The sequence below is a fragment of the Mesorhizobium sp. ES1-3 genome, from assembly GCF_020164795.1.
Lineage (GTDB): Bacteria > Pseudomonadota > Alphaproteobacteria > Rhizobiales > Rhizobiaceae > Mesorhizobium.
Genome location: NZ_JAIUGW010000033.1, coordinates 22,645 through 35,835 on the forward strand (window position 1 = coordinate 22,645; position 13,191 = coordinate 35,835).

14 protein-coding genes and 1 riboswitch are annotated in these 13,191 nt (G+C 63.4%); of the genes, 2 read left to right on the top strand and 12 right to left on the bottom strand.

Going from position 1 to position 13,191, the window contains the following annotated elements:
• Positions 1 to 2 precede the first annotated feature (2 nt).
• From nuoK to LB536_RS28790, 12 genes are all read right to left on the bottom strand, one after another.
• Entirely contained in the window at positions 3 to 311 is a 309-nt protein-coding gene (gene nuoK / locus LB536_RS28735) for an NADH-quinone oxidoreductase subunit NuoK (protein ID WP_140758028.1), read from the bottom strand.
• Position 312: 1 nt separating this feature from the next.
• Positions 313 to 933 (bottom strand): NADH-quinone oxidoreductase subunit J, encoded by a 621-nt coding sequence (locus tag LB536_RS28740; protein ID WP_224598459.1) that lies wholly within the window; start codon positions 931 to 933, stop codon positions 313 to 315.
• Between the two features lie 241 nt (positions 934 to 1,174).
• Positions 1,175 to 1,666 carry an NADH-quinone oxidoreductase subunit NuoI gene (nuoI, locus tag LB536_RS28745; protein ID WP_027025978.1) on the bottom strand — a complete coding sequence of 164 codons (492 nt, stop codon included), beginning with the start codon at positions 1,664 to 1,666 and terminating at the stop codon, positions 1,175 to 1,177.
• Positions 1,666 to 2,709 (bottom strand): NADH-quinone oxidoreductase subunit NuoH, encoded by a 1,044-nt coding sequence (gene nuoH / locus LB536_RS28750; RefSeq protein ID WP_023763315.1) that lies wholly within the window; start codon positions 2,707 to 2,709, stop codon positions 1,666 to 1,668. The genes nuoI and nuoH overlap by 1 nt, the downstream gene beginning before the upstream one ends.
• Positions 2,710 to 2,711: 2 nt before the next feature.
• Entirely contained in the window at positions 2,712 to 4,793 is a 2,082-nt protein-coding gene (nuoG, locus tag LB536_RS28755) for an NADH-quinone oxidoreductase subunit NuoG (protein WP_224598461.1), read from the bottom strand.
• A 73-nt stretch (positions 4,794 to 4,866) separates the two neighbouring features.
• Complete coding sequence (locus LB536_RS28760) at positions 4,867 to 5,556, bottom strand: NADH-ubiquinone dehydrogenase (protein ID WP_224598464.1); 690 nt, start codon at positions 5,554 to 5,556, stop codon at positions 4,867 to 4,869.
• Positions 5,557 to 5,622: 66 nt separating this feature from the next.
• Positions 5,623 to 6,927, bottom strand: a complete 1,305-nt coding sequence (gene nuoF / locus LB536_RS28765; RefSeq protein WP_224598467.1) for an NADH-quinone oxidoreductase subunit NuoF — start codon at positions 6,925 to 6,927, stop codon at positions 5,623 to 5,625.
• A 10-nt stretch (positions 6,928 to 6,937) separates the two neighbouring features.
• On the bottom strand, positions 6,938 to 8,209 hold the full coding sequence (locus LB536_RS28770) for an NADH-quinone oxidoreductase subunit E (protein WP_224598470.1): 1,272 nt from the start codon (positions 8,207 to 8,209) through the stop codon (positions 6,938 to 6,940).
• Positions 8,210 to 9,400 (bottom strand): NADH-quinone oxidoreductase subunit D, encoded by a 1,191-nt coding sequence (locus tag LB536_RS28775; RefSeq protein WP_140758033.1) that lies wholly within the window; start codon positions 9,398 to 9,400, stop codon positions 8,210 to 8,212. It lies immediately after the preceding gene.
• Between the two features lie 9 nt (positions 9,401 to 9,409).
• The gene (locus tag LB536_RS28780) at positions 9,410 to 10,015 is read right to left on the bottom strand and encodes an NADH-quinone oxidoreductase subunit C (protein WP_140758034.1); all 606 of its coding nucleotides are present in this window, start codon (positions 10,013 to 10,015) and stop codon (positions 9,410 to 9,412) included.
• Between the two features lie 4 nt (positions 10,016 to 10,019).
• Positions 10,020 to 10,601 (bottom strand): NuoB/complex I 20 kDa subunit family protein, encoded by a 582-nt coding sequence (locus tag LB536_RS28785; RefSeq protein WP_013894808.1) that lies wholly within the window; start codon positions 10,599 to 10,601, stop codon positions 10,020 to 10,022.
• Positions 10,592 to 10,957, bottom strand: a complete 366-nt coding sequence (locus tag LB536_RS28790) for an NADH-quinone oxidoreductase subunit A (protein WP_010910112.1) — start codon at positions 10,955 to 10,957, stop codon at positions 10,592 to 10,594. The genes LB536_RS28785 and LB536_RS28790 overlap by 10 nt, the downstream gene beginning before the upstream one ends.
• Positions 10,958 to 11,287: 330 nt before the next feature.
• Between LB536_RS28790 and LB536_RS28795 the strand changes: the two genes are divergently transcribed.
• Both LB536_RS28795 and LB536_RS28800 read left to right on the top strand, forming a co-directional pair.
• Positions 11,288 to 12,487 carry a winged helix-turn-helix domain-containing protein gene (locus LB536_RS28795; RefSeq protein ID WP_224598472.1) on the top strand — a complete coding sequence of 400 codons (1,200 nt, stop codon included), beginning with the start codon at positions 11,288 to 11,290 and terminating at the stop codon, positions 12,485 to 12,487.
• 29 nt (positions 12,488 to 12,516) lie between these two features.
• Positions 12,517 to 12,724, top strand: a riboswitch (cobalamin riboswitch).
• A 37-nt stretch (positions 12,725 to 12,761) separates the two neighbouring features.
• Positions 12,762 to 13,190, top strand: coding sequence for a DUF1636 family protein (locus tag LB536_RS28800; protein WP_224598473.1), 429 nt, complete (start codon positions 12,762 to 12,764; stop codon positions 13,188 to 13,190).
• Position 13,191 lies beyond the last annotated feature (1 nt).

Below are 13,191 nucleotides of genomic sequence, written 5' to 3' on the forward strand. Positions count from 1 at the left end.
CGTCAACCCTTCATGGCGTTCACGTCTTCGACCGCGATCGAGCCACGGTTGCGGAAGAAGACGACGAGAATGGCAAGTCCGATGGCGGCCTCAGCCGCCGCGACCGTCAGCACGAAGAGCGCGAACACCTGGCCGACCAGGTCGCCGAGCGCCGCCGAAAAGGCGACGAAGTTGATATTGACCGCGAGCAGGATCAATTCGATCGACATCAGGATGACGATGATGTTGCGGCGGTTGAGGAAGATGCCGAACACGCCGAGCGTGAACAGGATCGCCGATACGGTCAGATAATGTGCGATGCCGACGACCATCTCAGACTCCTTCGCCCGACTTGACCTTGCGGATTTCCATGCCGGTCGCCGCTGTGCGGCCGACCTGAGCTGCGATCGACTGCCGCTTGACCCCTTCCTTGTGGCGTAGCGTCAGGACGATGGCGCCGATCATGGCAACCAGCAGGATGAGGCCCGAAATCTGGAAGTAGTAGAGGTAGTCGGTATAGAGGATGTCGCCGAGCGCTGCCGTGTTCGAGCGCGCGGCAAGATCCGGAATGGGCTTTGCGACGGTCGAGGCGAGCTTTGGCGCGAAGGTGTAGCCGCCCAGCACGATGATCAGCTCCGCCGCCAGGATCAGTCCGACCAGCGCGCCGATCGGCGCGTATTGCAGGGCTCCCTCCTTCATCTCGGCGAAGTCGACGTCGAGCATCATGACGACGAACAGGAACAGCACCATGACGGCGCCGACATAGACGACGAGCAGGATCATCGCCAGGAACTCGGCGCCGGTCAGCATGAACAGGCCGGCGGCGTTGAAGAAGGTCAGGATCAGGAACAGCACCGAATGCACGGGGTTGCGCGACGAAATGACCATGAACGCCGACGCCACCGCGACAAAGGCGAAGAGGTAGAAAAAGGCCGCCTCTAGTCCACTCAGCATTGGGGATCCCCCGGGTTCCTGTCCAAACAGGACAATCGTCCTGTTCGTTATCTCTGGCTTCGTCCCACTTCCGGTACCGAAGCCGCGTTGTCCTATCGCATGTTCCGATCGGGTTGAAATACCCGATCGAAAGAAACGTGCGACACTTTTGTCTTCCGGAGGATGATCTTGTCCGAAAAGTCTGCAACTTTTCGGGATCACCCTCTAGACGAGGCGCCTCGCCCCGTCCATGCGTCAAATATCAGCGGTACGGCGCATCCAGCGAGATGTTGCGCGCCAGTTCGCGCTCCCACCGGTCGCCATTCGCCAGCAGCCTGTCCTTGTCGTAGTAGAGTTCCTCGCGTGTCTCCGTCGCGAACTCGAAATTCGGCCCCTCGACGATGGCGTCGACCGGGCAAGCTTCCTGGCAGAAGCCGCAATAGATGCACTTCACCATGTCGATGTCGTAACGCACCGTGCGGCGCGTGCCGTCATTGCGGCGCGGGCCAGCCTCGATGGTGATCGCCTGCGCCGGGCAGATCGCCTCGCACAATTTGCAGGCGATGCAGCGTTCCTCGCCATTGGGATAGCGGCGCAGCGCATGCTCGCCGCGGAAGCGCGGGCTGATCGGCCCCTTCTCGTGCGGATAGTTGATCGTCTCCTTCGGCGCGAAGAACTGGCGCATCGACAGGAAGAAGGCGCTGACGAAATCCTGCAGCAGCAGCGATTTTGCGGCCTGGGAAAGAGCGGACATCACGCAAACCCCGTGATCTTGAGGAAGGCCGCGGTGGCGACGACCATGAACAGCGAGATCGGCAGGAACACTTTCCAGCCCAACCGCATCAGCTGGTCGTAGCGGTAGCGCGGCACGAAGGCCTTCACCATCGAGATGCCGAAGAACACGAAGCAGACCTTCAGCACGAACCAGATGACCCCGGGCACCCAGGTGAAGGGCGCGAAGTCGAAGGGCGGCAGCCAGCCGCCGAGGAACAGGATGGTGGCCAAGGCACACATCAGCACGATGGCGACATATTCACCGAGGAAGAACAGCAGGAACGGCGTCGACGAATATTCGACCATGTGACCGGCGACCAACTCCGATTCGGCTTCGACCAGATCGAAGGGCGGACGGTTCGTCTCGGCCAGCGCCGAGATGAAGAAGATGATGAACATCGGGAACAGCGCCAGCCAGTTCCAGTCCAGGAACGTATTGGGCAGGCCAAGCCGCGTACCAAGCCCACCCTGCTGCGACAACACGATATCGCTGAGGTTGAGCGAGCCGGCGGTGAGCAGCACCGTGACGATGACGAAGCCGATCGAGACTTCATACGACACCATCTGCGCGGCCGAGCGCAGCGCGCCGAGGAACGGATATTTCGAGTTGGATGCCCAGCCGCCCATGATCACGCCATAGACCTCGAGCGAGGAAATGGCGAAGACATAGAGGATGCCGACATTGACGTTGGCGATCGCCCAACCCTGGCTGACCGGAATCACCGCCCAGGCCGAGATCGCCAGCACGGCAGAGACCAGCGGCGCCAGCAGGAAGACGCCCTTGTTGGCGCCGGAGGGGATGACCGGCTCCTTGAACACGAACTTCAACAGATCGGCGAAGGCCTGCAGCGTGCCCCAGGGGCCGACGACGTTCGGGCCGCGGCGAAGCTGCACGGCCGCCCAGATCTTGCGGTCGGCGTAGAGGATGTAGGCGACGAAGATCAGCAGCACGACGATCAGCACGACTGACTTCAGCAGGATCAGCAGCGCCGGCAGCACGTAGAAGGAGAAGAAGGTGTCCATGCTTATTCCGCCGCCTGCTTGAAGCCGCTCTTGGCCAGTGCCGAGCATTCCGCCATCACGGCCGATGCCCGCGCGATCGGGTTGGTCAGATAGAAATCCTTGACCGGCGAGGTGAACGTGCCCTTGTTCAGCCGCCCGCCGAGCTTCGCCACGCCGGCGATGTCCTCGGGATTGCCGGCCGCGACCTGGTCGATGCGGGCGAGATGCGGATACTCGCCATAAAGCTTGGCGCGCAGCTGCGGCAGCGAATCGAACGGCAGTTTCTTGCCCAGCACGTCGGACAGTGCCCGCAGGATCGCCCAGTCCTCGCGCGCATCGCCCGGTGCGAAGCCGGCGCGGTTGGTCTGCTGCACGCGACCCTCGGTGTTGACGTAGGTGCCGGATTTTTCGGTATAGGCCGCCGCAGGCAGGATGACATTGGCGCGGTGCGCGCCGGCGTCGCCATGCGTGCCGACATAGACGACGAAGGCGCCGCCGGTCTTGCTCATGTCGATCTCGTCGGCACCGAGCAGGAACAGCACGTCCGTCTCGCCCAGCATGCCGGCGACGTTCTTGCCACCCTCGCCCGGCACGAAGCCGAGATCGAGGCCGCCGACGCGCGCCGCTGCAGTATGCAGCACGGCAAAGCCGTTCCAGTCGGCGCGGACAGCATTGACGGCCGCGGCGAGCCTGGCCGCCTGGCCGAGCACGGCCGCACCATCGGTGCGCGCCAGAGCGCCCTGGCCGACGATAACAAGCGGGTGCGTCGCCTTCTTCAGCGTCTGGAAGAACTTGCCGTTGCCATCAGCCAGATCCTTCAGCGAGTCCGGCCCGGCGCCCAGCTGCTCGTAGTCGTAGCGCGTATCGCCGATATCGCCGATGACGCCGACCGGCAGATTGCCGAGGCGCCAGCGCTTGCGGATGCGGGTATTGAGCACCGAGGCCTCGAAGCGCGGATTGGCGCCGATGATCAGCACCGCGTCGGCCCGCTCGATGCCTTCGATGGTCGGATTGAAGATATAGCTGGCGCGTCCGAGCGCCGGATCGAGCGCGGCGCCATCCTGGCGGCAATCGATGTTCTTCGATCCGAGCGAAGCCATCAGAAGCTTCAACGCAAAGATCTCCTCGACCGCCGCGAGATCGCCCGCGATCGCGCCGATCCTCTCAGGCGTCGTCTTCGACACCGCGTCCTTGATCGAAGCGAACGCTTCGGCCCAACTCGCCGGAACCAGCTTGCCGTCCTTGCGCACATAGGGCCGGTCGAGGCGCTGCGTGCGCAGGCCGTCCCAGATGAAGCGGGTCTTGTCGGAAATCCATTCCTCGTTCACGGCCTCGTTGACGCGCGGCAGGATGCGCATCACTTCGCGCCCACGGCTATCGACGCGGATCGCCGAACCGACGGCATCCATGACGTCGATGGATTCGGTCTTGGTCAGCTCCCACGGCCGCGCCTGGAAGGCGAAGGGCTTGGAGGTCAGCGCGCCGACCGGGCAGAGATCGATGACATTGCCCTGCAACTCCGAGGTCATTGCCTGTTCGAGATAGGTGGTGATCTCGGCATCCTCGCCACGGCCGATCAGGCCGAGTTCGGAAATGCCGGCAACCTCGGTGGTGAAGCGGACGCAGCGCGTGCAGTGGATGCAGCGGTTCATCACCGTCTTGACCAGCGGGCCGATGTACTTGTCTTCCACCGCGCGCTTGTTCTCGTGATAGCGCGAGGAATCGACGCCGAAGGCCATCGCCTGGTCCTGCAGGTCGCACTCGCCGCCCTGGTCGCAGATCGGGCAATCCAGCGGGTGATTGATCAGCAGGAATTCCATCACGCCTTCCCGGGCCTTCTTGACCATCGGCGTGTTGGTGAAGATTTCCGGCGGCTCGCCATTCGGACCGGGGCGCAGGTCGCGCACGCCCATGGCGCAGGAGGCCTGCGGCTTGGGCGGCCCACCCTTCACCTCGATCAGGCACATGCGGCAATTGCCAGCGATCGACAGCCGCTCATGGAAGCAGAAGCGCGGCACTTCCGCGCCCGCGTCTTCCGCCGCCTGCAGCAGCGTGTAGTGGTCGGGTACAGTAATTTCTTTCCCGTCGACCTTGAGCTTTGCCATTCGTCTCAAACCCCTGCGGATTTCCCGCAATCTCATTTCCCGGGCGCGACAGAAGCAACGCCCGACATTTCTTTCACTTCTTCGCCGCCAACGCCGCCGCCTGGGCAGTCCAGTCGTCACGGCCGATACGGCCCTTGAACGACAGATAGTCGTCGACCCAGGCGATCTCCTGCGGCGACCATGCGGCGACCTGGGCGAACGTCCAGATACCGAGGCCGTTCAGCACCTTCTCCAGCTTCGGACCGATGCCCGATATCGCCTTCAGATCCGAAGGCTCCGCCGGCCTCTCCATAGCCTTGGGCTGACGGAAATCCTCGGGCATCAGCACACCGGGAGCATCGTCCGTTGCCGGACCTGCATCGGCCACGGGCGCCGTGATGGCGGCTTCCTTGGCGGCAATGTCCGTAACTTCCTGCGCAAAGGACTGCGCCTCGGCAATCATGGTCTTCGCCGTCGCCCGCGCCCTGCTGGACGACGCGTCTTCGAATTGCTCGACGCGGGCCTCGAAATCCTCGATCAGCGGCTGCATGAGGCGCTGTGACGCCTCGGCGGCACCCGAAAGCGCGCCCATCCAGACGCCGAAGGCTTGATTGGCGAGCCCCATGCCAAGCGCCGACATCGCCACCGCACCCGCGACAGGGTGCGCGAAAAGGTTGACGGCGCTGGCCATCTCCTTCGGCATCATCCTGGTCAGGTCCTGGTTCATCTTCTCGATCTGGTCCAAATTGGGCATCAATGGGTAGGGTGTCGAATACGGCGCCATAGAGTTCTCCTGGTCGTTTCTTCGTTCGCCCCGCCCCGATTTCTTCCCGCGTTCAAAAGTTTCTTTTTATTCCGCCGCCACCATCACCGGTTCGGCCCGGTGCGCGTTGCGCGAAAACTCGTCGATGCGCCGCTCCACCTCACCACGGAAATGCCGCATCAAGCCCTGGATCGGCCATGCCGCCGCATCACCCAGCGCACAGATCGTGTGACCCTCGACCTGCTTGGTGACGTCGAGCAGCATGTCGATCTCGCGCTTCTGCGCCTCGCCGCGCACCAGCCGCTCCATCACCCGCCACATCCAGCCGGTGCCCTCGCGGCACGGCGTGCACTGGCCGCAGCTTTCATGCTTGTAGAAGTAGGACAACCGCGCGATCGCCTTCACGACATCGGTCGACTTGTCCATGACGATGACGGCGGCCGTGCCGAGGCCGGATTTGAGGTCGCGCAGCGCGTCGAAATCCATCGGCGTGTCGATGATCTGCTCGGCCGGCACCAGCGGCACCGAGGCGCCGCCCGGAATGACGGCGAGCAGATTGTCCCAGCCGCCGCGGATGCCGCCGCAATGCGTCTCGATCAGTTCGCGGAACGGGATCGACATCGCCTCTTCGACGGTGCACGGATTGTTGACGTGGCCGGAAACGCAGAACAGCTTGGTGCCGACATTGTTGGGCCGGCCGAAAGACGAGAACCAGGCCGCACCCCGGCGCAGGATGGTTGGCGCCACCGCGATCGATTCGACGTTGTTGACCGTCGTCGGGCAGCCATAGAGCCCGACATTGGCCGGGAATGGCGGCTTCAGCCGGGGCTGGCCCTTCTTGCCTTCGAGGCTTTCCAGCAGCGCCGTTTCCTCGCCGCAGATATAGGCGCCGGCGCCGTGATGCATGTAGATTTCGAAATCGTAGCCCGACGTGTTGTTCTTGCCGATCAGCCTGGCCTCGTAGGCCTCCTCGATCGCCCGCTGCAGCGCCTCGCGCTCGCGGATGAACTCGCCGCGCACATAGATGTAGGCGGCAATCGCGCCCATGGCGAAGCCGGCCAGGAACGCGCCTTCGACCAGCGTGTGCGGGTCGTTGCGCAGGATATCGCGGTCCTTGCAGGTGCCGGGCTCGGATTCGTCGGCGTTGATGACGAGATAGCTCGGCCGGCCGTCGCTCTGCTTGGGCATGAACGACCATTTCAGCCCGGTCGGGAAGCCGGCGCCGCCGCGTCCGCGCAGGCCCGACGCCTTCATTTCGTTGACGATCCACTCACGCCCCTTGGCGACGATGCCGGGCGTGTTGTCCCAGGCGCCGCGTGCCATGGCGCCGGCCAGCGACTTGTCGAAGAGGCCGTAGATATTGGTGAAGATGCGGTCTTTGTCCTGAAGCATTTTTCGTCCCTCAGACCGGCTTCTTGCCGAAGACGCGGATGTATTCGGCGACGCCGCCCTTGGCGAGCGCCTTGGCTTGGCGGACCCAGTCGTCGCGGTCGATGCGGCCCTGGAAGGAGAGATAGCCGTCGACCCACTCGCGTTCGGCCTTCTTCCACGACGCGACCTGCGCGAAGGTGAAGATGCCTAGCGTGTGCAGGATACCCTCGATCTTCGGGCCGACCCCGGAGATCAGCTTGAGATCGTCGACCGCGGCCGGCCTGTCGATACCGGCCGGGCGATTCTTGTCCTCCAGCGACGGCTTTGCGGCTCGCACCTTGGCTTCCGGCGCCTTGAATGCCGATGCCGGTTCGGCCCTGACCGTCGGTCCACTGCGCTGCTTGGAGACCTTCTCGACTTCCGGCGCTGCCTTGTTGGCATTGGCGGCCGAATGCAGCGGCGCAGCAACGCTCGCCGCCTTCTCCGTCGCCGGCGCCACCTTGGCTTTTGAAGGCGTCTTCAATACCGGGCTGGTCTCGGGCGTATCGGTTTTCGGCTTGCTGGCATTGGACGGCGCGACAGGGGCGGCTGCCCTTGCCGGCACCGGCGCGGCGATGATCGCGTCGGGCGCTGCCTTGGCGGCCTTGGCCGCTTCCCGGGCTTCCCGGTCGCGGGTCGACTTGAGGATCGCCTTTTCGCTCTTCAGCGTCGTCAAACCGGAGGCCGGCTCCGAGCCGGTACGGCCGTTCTGCGGTCCCGGCGTCACCGAAGCTCCCTTGCCCGCGTCGTAGAGATCGATGATTTCGGCCAGACGCTCGGGTGTCAGATCCTCGAACGTATCCTTGAACACCATGACCATCGGTGCATTGACGCAGGCGCCGAGGCACTCGACCTCCTCCCACGACAAGGTGCCCTTGTCATTGGTGTGGAACTGATCGTGATGGATTTTCGAGCGGCATACATCCATCAGCGCTTCCGAGCCGCGCAGCATGCAGGGCGTGGTGCCGCAAACCTGGATGTGCGCACGGGTACCAACGGGATTCAACTGGTACTGCGTGTAGAAGGTCGCGACCTCGAGCCCCCGAATACGCGGCATGCCGAGCATGTCGGAGATGGTCTCGATCGCCGCCTTGGTGACCCAGCCTTCCTGCTCCTGCGCAATCATCAGCAAAGGAATGATCGCCGACTGCTCGCGGCCCTTCGGGTACTTCTTGATCCATTGCTTGGCAGCCGCCGCGTTCGCCTTGTTGAAGGCGAAGGAGGCTGGCTGGACGCTGGCTTCTGCGAGACGGCGGACTGACATTTAGCGATCGACCTCACCAAACACGATGTCGAGGGAGCCGAGAACGGCGGTGACGTCGGCCAGCATGTGGCCGCGGCACAGGAAATCCATGGCTTGCAGATGCGCAAAACCGGGGGCGCGCAGCTTGCAGCGGTAGGGCTTGTTGGTGCCGTCCGAGACCAGATAGACGCCGAACTCCCCCTTCGGCGCCTCGACCGCCGCATAGACCTCGCCGGCCGGCACGCGGTAGCCTTCGGTATAAAGCTTGAAATGATGTATCAGCGCTTCCATCGAGCGCTTCATCGCCGCGCGCTTGGGTGGCACCACCTTGCCGTCGAGGTTCGACACCGGGCCGGTGCTTTCCTTGCCGAGCAGCAGGTCGACGCACTGGCGCATGATCCGTGCCGACTGGCGCATTTCTTCCATGCGCAAGAGATAACGGTCGAAGCAGTCGCCGTTCTTGCCGATCGGGATGTCGAAATCCATCTCGGAGTAGCACTCATAGGGCTGCGACTTGCGCAGGTCCCACGGCGAGCCCGAGCCACGCACCATGACGCCCGAGAAGCCCCAGGCCCAGGCGTCGGCCAGCGAAACGATGCCGATATCGACATTGCGCTGCTTGAAGATACGGTTGCCGGTGAGCAGCTTGTCGAGATCGTCGAGCGATTTCAGGAACGGGTCGATCCATTTGCCGATGTCCTCGACCAGCTGCCGCGGCAGATCCTGGTGGACACCGCCGGGCCGGAAATAGGCCGCATGCATGCGCGAGCCCGAGGCGCGCTCATAGAACACCATCAGCTTTTCGCGCTCGACGAAGCCCCACAGCGGCGGCGTCAGCGCGCCGACGTCCATCGCCTGCGTCGTCACATTGAGGATGTGCGACATGATGCGGCCGATTTCGCAATAGAGCACGCGGATCAGTTGGCCGCGCCTCGGCACCTCGATCCCGAGCAGGCGCTCGGCGGCGAGCGCGAAGGCGTGCTCCTGGTTCATCGGCGCGCAATAGTCGAGCCGATCGAGATAAGGCACCGCCTGCAGATAGGTTTTTGCCTCGATCAGCTTTTCCGTACCGCGATGCAGCAGGCCGATATGCGGATCGACGCGGTCGACGACTTCGCCGTCGAGCTCCAGAACAAGGCGCAAAACGCCATGCGCGGCAGGATGCTGCGGGCCGAAATTGATGTTGAAGTTGCGGACGGAGGTTTCAGCCATTCTGGCGCCTCAATTCGTCTTGGCTTTTTCGTCCCCGGGGAGAACGTAGTCGGTTCCCTCCCACGGGCTCAAAAAGTCAAAGTTCCTGAATTCCTGCTTCAGTTCCACAGGCTCGTAGATGACGCGCTTGGCCTCGTCGTCGTAGCGCACTTCGACGAACCCGGTCAGCGGGAAATCCTTGCGCAGCGGATGGCCTTCGAAACCGTAGTCGGTCAGCAGGCGGCGCAGATCGGGGTGGCCCGAAAACAGCACGCCATAGAGATCGTAGGTCTCGCGCTCGAACCAGTCGGCGCCGGGATAGATGCCGGTGATCGACGGCACCATCGTCTCCTCGTCGGCCTGCACCTTGACGCGGATGCGCACATTCTGTTTCGGCGACAACAGGTGATAGACGACGTCGAAGCGCTTGGCCCGCGACGGATAGTCGGCGCCGCAGACATCGATGATCGATATGAACTGGCAGCGCGCATCGTCGCGCAGGAAAGTCATCACTTCGACCAGATCGCCCGGCTCGACCTGGACGGTGAGCTCGCCATAGGCGAGCACCGCATCGCCGAAGCGGCCAGGCAGCTTCTCGCCGAGATAGGTCGACAGTTCGCTAAGGGATGCGGCCATTGATTTACCGTTCGATCGTGCCGGTGCGGCGGATCTTCTTCTGCAGGAGAAGAATGCCGTAGAGCAGGGCTTCGGCGCTCGGCGGGCAGCCGGGCACATAGATGTCGACGGGCACGACGCGGTCGCAGCCACGCACCACCGAATAGGAATAATGATAATAGCCGCCGCCATTGGCGCAGGAGCCCATCGAGATGACGTAGCGCGGCTCCGGCATCTGGTCGTAGACCTTGCGCAGCGCCGGCGCCATCTTGTTGGTTAGCGTGCCGGCCACGATCATGATGTCGGACTGGCGCGGAGACGCGCGCGGCGCGACGCCGAACCGCTCCGAATCGTAGCGCGGCATCGAGGTGTGGATCATCTCGACCGCGCAGCACGCCAGGCCGAAGGTCATGAACATCAGCGAGCCGCTGCGCGCCCAGGTGATCAGCGCCTCGGTCGAGGTGACCAGAAAACCCTTGTCGGCAAGCTCGTTGTTGATTTCGAGGAAGAAGGGATCGTCCTGCCCCACCGGCTTGCCGGTATTGGGATCGATGATACCCTTGGGCTTCGGCGCGACGAGGGTGCCTGAACTGTCGTTCAATCCCATTCCAGCGCTCCTTTTTTCCATTCATAGGCAAAGCCGATTGTCAGCACTGCCAAAAACACCATCATCGACCAGAAACCGAGCATGCCGATCTTCGAGAAGGACACCGCCCAGGGAAACAGGAAGGCTACTTCGAGATCGAAGATGATGAACAGGATCGACACCAGGTAGAAACGGATGTCGAACTTCATGCGGGCGTCGTCGAACGAGTTGAATCCGCATTCATAGGCGGACAGCTTCTCGGGATCCGGGTTGCGGTAGGCTACCAGGAACGGCGCCGCGAGCAGCGCCAGGCCGACCACCAGCGCCACGCCGATAAACAGGACGATGGGCAGGTACGAACTGAGGAGTGCGTTCATGCAGCGGCTTTCCGTTGGCGCCAATCCACGTTGATTACAGCACCGGACCTTATTGCGGAAGCGTGACAGATTAACCGCTGAACCGTTTTAAGGAGCCTATGCTGCAACGCGGCGAGGGTTAGCGCAGCACTTCCAGCGAAGCAAGTCAAACCTTGTTCAAAACACCGAGCTGGACGGCAATCCGGGAGAAACTGGTCCCATACGCTCCTGTTTGATTTCCTTCGTCTTTTACTCCACTTTTCTCTCCTGACAAGGTTGCCGCCAAAACCCTGCTAGCATGGACAGGAATCACCCCGCAACGCCAGACAGGTCCACCAGAGACGCATCCGCATGAAGGAAAAGATCTCGCTTGCCGCCGCCCGGCGCATCGCGCTCGCCGCTCAGGGATTTCTCGATCCCCGCCCCGCCGGCACGCCCGACCGCCGCCACTTCGCCCGCGTTCTGTCTCGCACCGGCCTGCTGCAGATCGATTCCGTCAGTGCGGTGGTTCGCGCCCATTACATGCCCCTCTATTCGCGTCTTGGCCCCTATCCCCTCGCTTTGCTCGACAATGCCGCCGTGACGCGAAAGCGCACTGTGTTCGAATACTGGGCGCACGAGGCCTCGTTCCTGCCCGTCGAGACCTACCCGCTGATGCGCTGGCGCATGCAGCGCGCCGAGCAAGGCGATGAAATGTATCTGGGGCTGGCCAAATGGGGCCGCGAGCACGCCCCCTATATAGAAGAGATCTACCGCGAGGTCGTGGCACGCGGCCCGATCGCCGCTTCCGCGCTGGAAGGCCAGAAAGGCTCCGGCGGCTGGTGGGGCTGGAGCCACGCCAAGCACGCCTTCGAATGGCTGTTCTGGGCCGGGCGCATCACCACCGCGCACCGGCGCGGCTTCGAGCGCTTCTACGACCTGCCGGAGCGCGTGCTGCCGCAGGCGATCCTCGACCTGCCGGTACCGACCGCCGAGGATGCACATCGCGAATTGCTGCGCATCTCCGCCCGCGCCCATGGCGTGGCGACATCGGGCGACCTGCGCGATTATTTTCGACTCTCCCCCGCCGACATGAAAGGCCGCCTGGAGGAACTGGTCGAGACCGGCGAGTTGCTGCCGGTCCGTGTCGAGGGCTGGGACAAGCCGGCTTACCTTCATAGGGACGCGCGCTTGCCACGCAAGATCGAGGCCCGCGCCCTGCTGGCGCCGTTCGATCCGGTCGTCTTCGAGCGCTCGCGCAGCGAGCGGCTGTTCGATTTCCGCTACCGCATCGAGATCTACACCCCGGCCGACAAGCGCCAATATGGCTACTATGTCCTGCCCTTCCTGCTCGGCGACAGGATCGTGGCGCGCGTCGACCTCAAGGCCGACCGGCCGGCAAGTGTCCTGCGTGTCCATGCCGCCTACGCCGAGCCCGGCGCACCGCCCGAAACCGCCGCTCAGCTCTCCGAGGAATTGAAGCAGATGCAGGGCTGGCTTGGCCTCGAACGCATCGAAGTGACGCCCGCCGGCGACCTGGGCCCGGCGCTGTCCGACATCGCGGTGTCGTAAGCTCGCGTTGACACCACTGCCCGCAAGAGCCTAAATCCAATCCAGACGGTCTCCTCTCGGCAAAGGGAGGAGCCAAGAGGGAATGCGGTGCGGGATTGAAAATCCCAAATCCGCGGCTGTCCCCGCAACTGTGAGCGAAGAGCCAAGGCCGAAAGCCACTGGGATTGTCCCGGGAAGGCGGCTACCCAAGGCGATGACCCGCGAGCCAGGAGACCTGCCGTCTGGAATGCAAGTATCCGATCGCCCGGCGGGTTTTCCGGGCAAGGAGCCTGATTTGGATCGCGACAGCAGTTTTTCGGCTGAAACAACGGACATTTCGTCCGGCGGGGATGAAGACCTGGCCGGCATCACTGTCATCGTCTGCGCCTCCTGTCGCGACGAGACCGGCTCCGATGCTCATCCCCGGGCCGGCGAACTCTTGGCTGAAGATACGCGCCAAGCCGCCTCGGGCGACAACATCCGCATCCGCACCGTCGAATGCCTCGGCAATTGCAAGCGCCGGCTGAGCGCCGCGATCCTGCGCGACGGATGCTGGAGCTATGTGTTTGGCGATCTGACCCCGACCAGCGGCGCCGATCTCGTCACCGGCGCGAAACTCTTCGCCACATCCAGCGACGGCCTCATTCCCTGGCGGGGCCGGCCCGATAGCCTCAAACGCGGCCTCGTTGCCCGCATCCCTCCCCTCGACATACTGAAAGACTGAT

What these genes read in the sequence shown, in the direction of transcription:
- nuoK (WP_140758028.1), bottom strand. Translation starts at nt 311, where the DNA reads ATGGTCGTCGGCATCGCACATTATCTGACCGTATCGGCGATCCTGTTC.
- LB536_RS28740 (WP_224598459.1), bottom strand. Translation starts at nt 933, where the DNA reads ATGCTGAGTGGACTAGAGGCGGCCTTTTTCTACCTCTTCGCCTTTGTC.
- nuoI (WP_027025978.1), bottom strand. Translation starts at nt 1,666, where the DNA reads ATGTCCGCTCTTTCCCAGGCCGCAAAATCGCTGCTGCTGCAGGATTTC.
- nuoH (WP_023763315.1), bottom strand. Translation starts at nt 2,709, where the DNA reads ATGGACACCTTCTTCTCCTTCTACGTGCTGCCGGCGCTGCTGATCCTG.
- nuoG (WP_224598461.1), bottom strand. Translation starts at nt 4,793, where the DNA reads ATGGCAAAGCTCAAGGTCGACGGGAAAGAAATTACTGTACCCGACCAC.
- LB536_RS28760 (WP_224598464.1), bottom strand. Translation starts at nt 5,556, where the DNA reads ATGGCGCCGTATTCGACACCCTACCCATTGATGCCCAATTTGGACCAG.
- nuoF (WP_224598467.1), bottom strand. Translation starts at nt 6,927, where the DNA reads ATGCTTCAGGACAAAGACCGCATCTTCACCAATATCTACGGCCTCTTC.
- LB536_RS28770 (WP_224598470.1), bottom strand. Translation starts at nt 8,209, where the DNA reads ATGTCAGTCCGCCGTCTCGCAGAAGCCAGCGTCCAGCCAGCCTCCTTC.
- LB536_RS28775 (WP_140758033.1), bottom strand. Translation starts at nt 9,400, where the DNA reads ATGGCTGAAACCTCCGTCCGCAACTTCAACATCAATTTCGGCCCGCAG.
- LB536_RS28780 (WP_140758034.1), bottom strand. Translation starts at nt 10,015, where the DNA reads ATGGCCGCATCCCTTAGCGAACTGTCGACCTATCTCGGCGAGAAGCTG.
- LB536_RS28785 (WP_013894808.1), bottom strand. Translation starts at nt 10,601, where the DNA reads ATGGGATTGAACGACAGTTCAGGCACCCTCGTCGCGCCGAAGCCCAAG.
- LB536_RS28790 (WP_010910112.1), bottom strand. Translation starts at nt 10,957, where the DNA reads ATGAACGCACTCCTCAGTTCGTACCTGCCCATCGTCCTGTTTATCGGC.
- LB536_RS28795 (WP_224598472.1), top strand. Translation starts at nt 11,288, where the DNA reads ATGAAGGAAAAGATCTCGCTTGCCGCCGCCCGGCGCATCGCGCTCGCC.